This is a genomic window from Neobacillus sp. FW104-15D2 (assembly GCF_058790155.1).
Genome location: NZ_JBYTCJ010000058.1, coordinates 1 through 8,679, shown reverse-complemented (window position 1 = coordinate 8,679; position 8,679 = coordinate 1). Strand labels below are relative to the sequence as shown.

The following is an 8,679-nucleotide window of genomic DNA, read 5'->3' as shown; positions in this document are numbered from 1 at the left end:
TGTTTAAATTGGAAAACTGCACACGAAGCGTTTTATGAGGAAGTGTCGCACTTAGATTGACAAACCGTCATATTAAATTAATCCTTCATCTATTAAGAATTGCTTCGCAACCTTTTCAGGTGATTGCTTAAGGCTATCAACCTTGTAATTTAGTTCACGCATTTTCTCGTCTGTCAAAGTTCCTGCTAGGGAGTTCATGACTTTTTTCAATTCAGGGTATTCCTTAAGTGTATCTTCTCTCACCATTGGTACAGCGTAGTATGGAGGGAAGAAGTTCTTGTCATCCTTTAGGACTTTTAATTTGAATTCCTTAAGCATGCCGTCTGTAGAAAAGGCATCGATAACCTGGCTCTTATTGTTCATTAAGGCCGTATACCGTAAACCGCCGTCTACAGCCTTAAGATTTTCGAATTTCATATTATAGGTGTTAGCCAGACCTGGAAGACCATCTTTTCTGTTTGAAAATTCGATGGTAGTACCAGCGGTTAATTGATTGCTGATTTTTGCTAAATCAGAGAAGGTTTCCAGACCGTACTTTTTGGCCGTGTCCTGTCTGACTGCTAGAGTATAGGTATTATTAAATCCAAGCGGTTTAAGCGTTTCAATACCATATCTTTTTTCAAATTCATTTTTTACTGTGGAATATACCTTATTAGGGTTATTCGAAACTTCTTTTTTCAAAATACTTACTAGGCCTGTGCCTGTGTATTCAACGTAAGCATCAACATCACCCTTTTTGAGGGCCCCAAATACTACCTGTGTTCCGCCCAGGTTTACTTTACGTTCAACTGAAATATCTGTTTTTGCTTCAATTAAATCAGCTGTCATATGGGCAAGAATAATCGATTCGCTGAAATTTTTTGATCCAATGACAATTTTATCTTTAGCGTCCGCCATTTTAAAAGCGTACGCTCCACCAAATCCAAGAACTAGCAGAGTAACAATGGCAGGAATTAAAATCTTTTTTGTATTCGATTGTTTCCGGTGCTTAACAGATCCATTCATTTTGCTGGTATAAGAAAGCTTTGATTCCATTTTGCCGACAGCAAAGTCGATGAGTAGGGCTAAGATACAAGCGGGAATAGCCCCAGCAAGAATCATATTATTATCGACTGTTGAAACACCAGAGAAAACTAGATAGCCAAGTCCGCCGGCTCCGACAAAGGCCGCAATTGTCATAAGTCCCACAGCCGTAACAGCAGAAATACGAACTCCTGCCATTATGATCGGAAAGGCAAGCGGCAGCTGAATTTTTCGCATAGTCTGACTCTTGGTTAAGCCAATTCCTCTTGCAGCCTCAATAATATCAGAATCGATATTAGTTAAGCCGGTATACGTGTTCTTTACAATAGGAAGTAAAGAATAAAGCACAACCATAATGACGGCAGGAGTACTGCCTATGCCGATGAAGGGGATTAAGAATCCGAGCAGCGCCAAGCTTGGTACTGCCTGGATAACATTTGCTGTGCCAATGATGGGTTTAGAGAATTTCTTATTTCTTGAAATCAGGATACCAAGAGGAACTCCAATAATAATGGCAATCAATACTGATACGATACTTAATAAGATATGCTGTCCAAGCAAATCGAGGATTTGCCCGGTATTTTTGGTTGCATAGTTAAAAAATTCTTTCATTAAAATGCCACCTCCAAGTCAAGTAATTGACTGCTCAAAGCAGCAAGAATGCTGCTACGGGTAATCAGCCCTCTTAAATGACCAGAGTGATTTACTACAGGTAAATAACCAATTTTATGGTCATTCATCATCTTAAGGACAAAAATGAGGTCAGTATCTTCCGTAACAGAATAAACATCTCTTTCCATAATTTCAGCAATAGGCAATTTCCGGTCAACAAGTTTAATATCTTTTAATGTCACAAGACCGATTAAAGTTTGTTCACTGTCAGTGACCATAAGGCTATCCACTTTGTTTTCCTTCATAATCTCAACTGCCTGGAATACATTCCGCTTAGGCAGAACCTTTACAGGGTTTGTAATCATAATGTCTTCCGCTTTTAAAACCTCTGGGTTGTTCCAAACGCGTCGTTTTCCTAAGAAGCTCTCCACATATTCAGAAGCTGGGTTCTTAAGGATATTTTCAGGCGTATCATATTGCAGGATATGGCCATCTTTAAGTAGACAAATTTTATCCGCAATTTTATAGGCTTCGTCCATATCATGGGTTACGAAGATAATGGTTTTGTTCAATTCCTTCTGCATATTAAAGAGTTCTTCCTGAAGGGAGCTTCTTGTAACAGGATCAAGAGCGCTGAACGGCTCGTCCATAAGGATAATATCGGAGTCAGTTGAGAAGGCGCGGGCAACTCCAACACGCTGTTGTTGTCCGCCACTTAATTCTTTTGGATAGCGATAAAGGTATTCTTTAGGATTTAAACCAACAAGCTTCAAAAGGTACTCTGTCTTCTTTTCAATTGATTCGGGTGATTCTCCCTTAAGCTTAGGAATAAGTTCAAGATTTTCTTGGATTGTCATATGAGGAAATAGACCAGTACTTTGGATAACATATCCGATGTTTCTCCTTAGATCTACGGGATTCATCTTTAAGATATCTTTTCCGTTTATTAAAATTTTTCCTGAACTTGGCTCAATAAGGCGGTTCACCATTTTTAACAGAGTGGTCTTGCCGCAGCCACTGGGCCCTATAAAGACGACCAGCTCACCAGCGTTGATTTCCAAATTGAAATTGTCAATGACTGCACGTTTCTGATAGCTTTTAACAATGTTTTCAAATTTAATCACCAAATTCCCCCTAAAATGTTATTTATATATTCATCTATTAAGTAACAACTTAATAATAACATAAGAGTTGTTTCTTTTGAAGGGTAATTTGAAAACTCACGTAAAAAAGGGAAACCTTTCCTGGATTCTCTATGCTAACAAACTTCTTGAAAAGTCTTAGATAGCTTTCATTTTTGCTTCGTTAAAAGAGAAGCCACCGGAGCAGTAGTAAATAAAACATGATGTAATAGTAAGTGGATTTTCTTGCCATTGACCAACTTCAGATTAATGAATAAAACCTTCTGTTAAAACTAATTACTAATAAAAAGGGGAGGGGGACACTTTTGAAAACTGGTCAGCTACATATACTTGAACAAATAAGAAAGGCAGAAATTGAACAAAGTGATAGATGGATGAATTACTGGCATGATTATTCTAACTACACAACTTGGCAATTTTGGGTTATTCTTGCTATGTTTGTTATTCCTCTTATCTTATTAATTCTCTTCATTGATCGAAAAAACATATTCCAAGTTGGATTTTATGGGTATAGTGTTCATGTTTTTTTTACTTATACGGATGCCTTTGGTACACTCAGAGGCACATGGATTTATCCCTATAAACTTCTTCCCCTGCTTCCATCAAGTGTTACTCTAGATGCTTCACTGGTACCTGTTACTTATATTCTGCTTTACCAATACACACTTAACAGACGGAAGAATTATTATATTTGGATGCTTCTGCTCTGTCTTGCTTTTGCGTTTTTTTTAAAACCGCTAATGGTCGGAATTGGACTTTTTCATTTTAATGGCAAGGAGAACTTTCTATTACTTTTCGCCGGTTATCTAATGGTCGGCTTAACTTCTAAATGGGTAACTGACCTTTTTAAATTTTTGAGTAAAACTACAAAATGGAGTTTTAATCGGGACAAATCCTAGATATTATTCAATAGGAAAAAATCAACAAGGTGGTGTTGCGGCATCATCTTTTTTTCTGTGAAAAAATCCATTTTCATTTCTGGGGTGAGAGAAAACTGAGGGGAGGGCAAGAACAGCTGGTGAAGAGTGAACCATACGAATTAGAGGGGCTAGATGAAAGCAATCGTTCACAAGGTACGGAACCCCGAAGGATGTTTTTTGATGAAATGGTGGTTTATTCTTGGATATAACTTTAAAGTCTTTTATATTGAAAGATGTAAACGTTTTACTGAATCTAACGAGAAATACATTTTTTGGAGGGACGATGGGTTGTTGAAAATACGAAATGTCAAAATGGATGATTTATCTGAACTTGTAGTCATTGAGGATCTTTGCTTTAAGAAAGAAGAGGCTGCTACAGAAGAAGCTTTTGAAAGGCGTATTCAGTCCATTCCGGATAGTTTTTTTGTTGCTGAAGAGGATGGTGACATAATTGGTTTGATAAATGGACCCGTCATTGAATCATCATACATTACAGATGACCTTTTTAGTGTTACAAAGGCTAATCCAGCTGCAGGCGGACATCAAAGTATTTTAGGACTAGCAGTGTCCCCGCATTTTCAAAAACGTGGAGTGGCCTCGGCTTTACTTACACATTTTGAAAAAGAAGCTAGTGAGAAGAAACGCGAAACCATTACCCTTACTTGTAAAAACAGCTTAATTGCCTTTTACGAAAACCGTGGTTACCTCAACAAAGGGGTTTCAACCTCTGAGCATGGAGGAGTCATTTGGTATAACATGGTTAAAGAATTATAGAGGAAGCATAAAACTTTATAATTATTTAGTTTATTTGTATCGCCTTATTAAAAATTGTTGAAAAAAGTGTAATGAAAAAATCTACTGCAGGACAGTAGATTTAATAGGGGGGTTATGGAAAGATCAATCGATCCTTATGTAAATATATTACCCGTTTCTCCTTAAAGTAATCATATAAATAGTTATTCCGGCCATCATTATCAGTGGCCTTTTTTCTTTTATGTAATAAAGAAGGAATATAAACGCAAATAGAGAATAAGAAATAGTAATTTAATAGAAATTATGTTGGTTAATTGACGGGGGAATTTATGTATACACCACTAAAACATATTGTTTCTGCAGCTACTATTTTTTATTCTCCCCATACTATCACTCCCTGAGTTAATATTAAGAGATAGGATATGGAAGAAACTCAATTTCAATTTTTTACAAAAAGAGAGGACTGATACATATGAAAAATGTTACAAAGTTTAAGATCTTAAAGCCAGCTAATGAAGTATTTGAAGCTTTTGTAGACCCCGCAAAAATCGGAAACTTTTGGTTTTCATCAAGTTCTGAAAGATGGGAACAAGGTAAAATCATTACTGTTAAATATGAGGAATACAATGCACAGCTTGATATAAAAATTTTGAAAATCGAGAACAATAAGACAATTGTTTACGAATGGGGTGCAAATGGAGAAGGAAATATTGTAACCATTACGCTAGAAGAGTTGGATCATTCCAATACAATTATCGAAGTAGTTGAAGAAGGCTTTAAGGAAGAAGATGAAGAATTGATTAGTCAATTGTTAGATAATAAAGAAGGCTGGGTATTTATGTTGTCTTGCTTAAAAGGGTATTTGGAATTTGGTGTTTCCCAGTTAAGAGGCGGGGTAGTTAAGTAGCATTTGAACAAACTCAAAGAAGCACATTTACTCAAATGTGCTTTCTTTAGCTCATCAGGAGATATATCCATAAATTCTGAACGAACGACGGACAATAGGAACTTTATATCAGTAAAAAAACCATCTCTTTCAATGGAAAAGGATGCTTTGTTACGAAGCGATTTTCTTTTTTAAACACATTATTTTTGCAAGTTCTTTCCGATTAGGAGCAAGAGGAGGTTGTTCAAACCATTTGCTTTGTACCGTTCACATATTCTCCCCATAGGGTTCCTATCTCGTTAGAAGCGAGTCTTAATTTATTCTCTTCCACATTATCACCTCATGTTGATATGAATTGAATTTACTATGCAAAAGATGAGAACAATCAAAAGAATTATTAAAAGGAGACCGTGGTGATTAGGGTAGTAGGGAAAAGTTTCCCTTGGTTAAATTACTTAAATGATTCCTTTGGAATATCAAATGATTTTAAAAGAACAATTATGGCTAGGATGGAAATTAACCAGGCAGCAAGTGGTCTTTTAACATGCAGTTTTAAAACAGAAAACATCACAATATTAAAGAGGATGGACCAATACATATTCCAACCGTAATGATGTTCAATTAAATGCAAATAATCCCGATTGATAAATTCAATTCCACTATAAATAAATACCCAAAATAATATCCACAATACCTGTTTAAATGGCTGTTTTGGAAAATTACCTAGATAAATAAGCAAAGTAGAGGAATAAGCAAATAGCATAATCACTATATTTATGATAAAATGACCGAATAAAAATTGGTTTCCAAATATAGTTTCCTTATAAGACCAAAGCATGTGATCATGTAAGAGAGTATTCTTAAACAAATCACCCCCTACAAAAAATAGCCACGTTGGATAATAGATCCGCCAGTTTTTCCAATCGCCCCATTTAATAGCAGCAACTAAGAATAATAAATTATAAAGGATATGCATATAAAAACTCCTTGCAGAAATACAAAGCTTCATGAACTCGTCAAATACGGGGCATTTTATTCAAGATGGCATTGGTTTTAAAAACTTTATTGGTAAAATTTCTATTTAGAGGATTATTTTATAATCCGGTGGGTAAATAGCTAACTGTAGGGTGGATGCCCCTATCCATCCCTCTCCCTATTTAGTCTGCTGCCTATGTCTGGCGGCAGATTTTTTTTGCCCATTTTACAGATCTTCTTTTTTCCTTTTTGTTTTATAAAGTTCATAACCGTATTGAAATCCGTACATGGACAATGATTTGATAAGGAACAGAAGGGAAAGCTTAAATTTAGACAGCCTTACGAGCGTAGCATATCCCATTTTCTTAAATACACCGACCATAATATAGGTGAAAAAGGAATCGATAATGAGGTTAGTTATAAAATATCTTTTAAAATTCCCATAGGTAAATTTTAATGTCCAAAAGGATCCGACGATAAATGGGCCTGCAATTAATGGCAATTCGCCAAGAACATTGGGTTTGGCCTTGTGAAAGAACCACCACCATTTTTTCTTTTCAGCTAACCATCCTTCAGCAATCACGTATAGAGTAATAAACGATACGCCGGGGATGAATTTTTTCAATGTCTTTCCGCCAAGAAAGGGAACTGACAACCAAGGAAGAATGGCCAATAAAATAATAAAATTTTTATGTCTCCTCATATTGATCACCAACTTAATTTTGGAATGATAATATTGTTTCCATAAATGATTAAGTTATGAAGAATATATACATTTTAGTGAGAAAAGGAGTGTCCTCCTAAATTGAAGAATGGTCATTTCATACCATTTTTTAATTGCTCAACTTTTGTTCACAAAGTATCTACAGACTGTAGTAAAAAGTTCATCTAATATTACATTAAAACTTATTGGATGTGATAATAGTGAAAACAGATTCTATAGCTGTTGTTTATAAGGGAAAGGATTATATAATGCTTTCTCAAAGTGCCATTGGTTTCTGTGAAATAGTGGAAGAAGGTAGTCATGATATTAAGCTGGTGCATTTTTCTGAGTTAAAACTGAAGGAACAAATAAAAGAAAAGCTGTCAAATTGACAGCTTGCTTTTTTGCTAACTAGAATTTATACCCATAAATTCCTGAACACACGACGACACGACAAGGAAGGCTTCGTCAGCTTGCCGATCTCGAAGAAAAAGCACCGGCTTTTCGAAGATTCCCTAGTCAGGCGAAAAGCACAGGGACAAGGAAAGCTTCGTCAGCTTTGAACAGCCCAAAAGCTTAAAATAAAGAGATTCTTTAAGTAACAATATGATGTAAGCGTTTTATTAAGCGTAATTACGAAAAAAATCTTTATTTTTAAACTATTTTGACCTTTACTTTAAACGCTCTGCGTCGTATTATCAGGATTAATAATAAAACTTAAACAGCCAAATTCCGAAAGGAAACGGAGGACCCACACTAATTGGGGTTAATTCTGCGATTGTTGCAGGAGGGATGTCACTTCTTCGCCATCCTACCCGTCAGCTAACTTCGTAGGCTAAAGCGAAGGAGGTCAAAAGACCACCTTTTTGAAGGTGTTTTTTTTGTGCTTTAAAGTACAAAAAGAATACTTTCGTTCTAGGCGGTTTTTTGTTTTTTTCATAGGGATTGGAGGAAACAAGGTAAAAATAGTTTGAAGTTTGATTCACCGTCCTTCAGAAAACTCGGCCTCGGGATTGAAAGAAAACATTTAGATAAATGAAATAAAACATTGGCTTTGGGAGAGATGAAAATGTTAATTGAAAGTATTTGCCCAAAATGTGGAGAGATTAATACGGTTAATCACATGGGAGAAAAAATTCTTTCAGTAACCTGTAAAAACAAGCATTTTTATGATCATGTTGTCATTCCGTATTCCAGAGCTGCCGATATCAGGGATGACAAGCGTATTAAGCTTGAGGGAATGATAGTGGAGAAGAAGTTTCACCGAATGAGCGATAAATCCACCATTTGTCTATTAATCTTTGAAAATGGATATGAAGTAGAAGGACGATCAACTGTTCGTGATAAGTCTGATTTTCGTTTAGTGATGGGGAAAGATAAAGCATATGAACAAGCTTTAAAGAAAGCAATGGTAGCATTGGGAGCATATTTAATCTAGGTTAGCTTGGGGTTGACTAGGTGAATGAAGGCAAAGGAAAGCTGTCAAAATGACAGCTTTCATATTGTTGAAAAACAAATTTGTCAATGAAATCCTGTGAATTTTCAGGATTTCATTATTTTTTTTGTATAGTGAATTTGAAGGATTAATTGGAATCCTCTATAATTTTATATGTGAGGTGTAGACCAATATTCTGTAACGATCGGAGTTTGGTCCACTTTTTCAAG

General features: G+C 35.8%; 9 protein-coding genes and 1 riboswitch. Of the genes, 5 read left to right on the top strand and 4 right to left on the bottom strand.

All coding sequences use genetic code 11. The features are described from left to right. Positions 1 to 72 precede the first annotated feature (72 nt). A complete protein-coding gene (locus AC3WR0_RS25080) occupies positions 73 to 1,635 on the bottom strand; it encodes an ABC transporter permease/substrate-binding protein (protein ID WP_492554802.1) in 1,563 nt (520 codons plus the stop codon). Beyond that, complete coding sequence (locus AC3WR0_RS25075; RefSeq protein WP_492554801.1) at positions 1,635 to 2,759, bottom strand: ABC transporter ATP-binding protein; 1,125 nt, start codon at positions 2,757 to 2,759, stop codon at positions 1,635 to 1,637. Before AC3WR0_RS25075 ends, AC3WR0_RS25080 begins: the two co-directional genes overlap by 1 nt. Before the next feature lie 323 nt (positions 2,760 to 3,082). Between AC3WR0_RS25075 and AC3WR0_RS25070 the strand changes: the two genes are divergently transcribed. The 3 genes from AC3WR0_RS25070 to AC3WR0_RS25060 all read left to right on the top strand — a co-directional run bounded on the left by AC3WR0_RS25070 (position 3,083) and on the right by AC3WR0_RS25060 (position 5,357). After that, positions 3,083 to 3,676 carry a CBO0543 family protein gene (locus AC3WR0_RS25070; protein WP_492554800.1) on the top strand — a complete coding sequence of 198 codons (594 nt, stop codon included), beginning with the start codon at positions 3,083 to 3,085 and terminating at the stop codon, positions 3,674 to 3,676. Between the two features lie 309 nt (positions 3,677 to 3,985). Further along, complete coding sequence (locus tag AC3WR0_RS25065; protein WP_492554803.1) at positions 3,986 to 4,471, top strand: GNAT family N-acetyltransferase; 486 nt, start codon at positions 3,986 to 3,988, stop codon at positions 4,469 to 4,471. A gap of 451 nt (positions 4,472 to 4,922) precedes the next feature. Further along, positions 4,923 to 5,357 (top strand): SRPBCC domain-containing protein, encoded by a 435-nt coding sequence (locus tag AC3WR0_RS25060; RefSeq protein WP_492554799.1) that lies wholly within the window; start codon positions 4,923 to 4,925, stop codon positions 5,355 to 5,357. 430 nt (positions 5,358 to 5,787) lie between these two features. Here AC3WR0_RS25060 and AC3WR0_RS25055 read toward each other — a convergent pair whose 3' ends face one another. Continuing rightward, complete coding sequence (locus tag AC3WR0_RS25055; protein WP_492554798.1) at positions 5,788 to 6,312, bottom strand: CBO0543 family protein; 525 nt, start codon at positions 6,310 to 6,312, stop codon at positions 5,788 to 5,790. 225 nt (positions 6,313 to 6,537) lie between these two features. After that, a complete protein-coding gene (locus tag AC3WR0_RS25050) occupies positions 6,538 to 6,936 on the bottom strand; it encodes a hypothetical protein (RefSeq protein WP_492554797.1) in 399 nt (132 codons plus the stop codon). A 299-nt stretch (positions 6,937 to 7,235) separates the two neighbouring features. Between AC3WR0_RS25050 and AC3WR0_RS25045 the strand changes: the two genes are divergently transcribed. Beyond that, complete coding sequence (locus tag AC3WR0_RS25045; RefSeq protein ID WP_155899837.1) at positions 7,236 to 7,406, top strand: hypothetical protein; 171 nt, start codon at positions 7,236 to 7,238, stop codon at positions 7,404 to 7,406. A gap of 321 nt (positions 7,407 to 7,727) precedes the next feature. Continuing rightward, a riboswitch (cyclic di-AMP (ydaO/yuaA leader) is annotated at positions 7,728 to 7,866 on the top strand. Positions 7,867 to 8,083: 217 nt separating this feature from the next. Then, positions 8,084 to 8,452, top strand: coding sequence for a Gp49 family protein (locus AC3WR0_RS25040; RefSeq protein WP_492554796.1), 369 nt, complete (start codon positions 8,084 to 8,086; stop codon positions 8,450 to 8,452). Positions 8,453 to 8,679: the final 227 nt, after the last annotated feature.

Coding starts and splice junctions, on each gene's coding strand:
- AC3WR0_RS25080 (WP_492554802.1), bottom strand. CDS start 1,635: ATGAAAGAATTTTTTAACTATGCAACCAAAAATACCGGGCAAATCCTC.
- AC3WR0_RS25060 (WP_492554799.1), top strand. CDS start 4,923: ATGAAAAATGTTACAAAGTTTAAGATCTTAAAGCCAGCTAATGAAGTA.
- AC3WR0_RS25055 (WP_492554798.1), bottom strand. CDS start 6,312: ATGCATATCCTTTATAATTTATTATTCTTAGTTGCTGCTATTAAATGG.
- AC3WR0_RS25040 (WP_492554796.1), top strand. CDS start 8,084: ATGTTAATTGAAAGTATTTGCCCAAAATGTGGAGAGATTAATACGGTT.